Genomic DNA, 265 nt, shown 5'->3' with positions numbered 1-265 from the left:
CGTTGCGGCGAGCCTGGGCCTGCTCGCGCAGGCGGCGCAGCTCCTCGGCATCGACCAGGGTGGCGGGGTCGCGCTGAAGGTCGCCGAAGCGGGCCACGTAGCGGCCGCGCACCCAGGCCAGCAGGAAGGCGAGGGCGGCCAGCAGGCACAGGCTCATCAGCCCCGCGCTGGGCGTCTTCAGGGCGAAGGCAAAGCAGCCCAGCGCCAGCAGCAGGTACAACCAGTACATAGTCGGGCTCCCCGGGTGATCGCCGCAGTGTAGCGC

1 protein-coding gene is annotated in these 265 nt (G+C 72.1%); it reads right to left on the bottom strand.

Going from position 1 to position 265, the window contains the following annotated elements; translation table 11 throughout:
• Positions 1 to 229 (bottom strand): hypothetical protein (locus tag CDN38_RS33715; RefSeq protein ID WP_099319508.1); only part of this gene is annotated, 229 nt, incomplete at its 3' end.
• Positions 230 to 265 lie beyond the last annotated feature (36 nt).

It is taken from the genome of Mycobacterium ostraviense (assembly GCF_002705925.1).
Classification (GTDB): Bacteria; Actinomycetota; Actinomycetes; order Mycobacteriales; family Mycobacteriaceae; genus Mycobacterium; species Mycobacterium ostraviense.
Note: the sequence above shows the minus strand (reverse complement) of the source record. Positions and strands in the feature narration are given on the sequence as shown.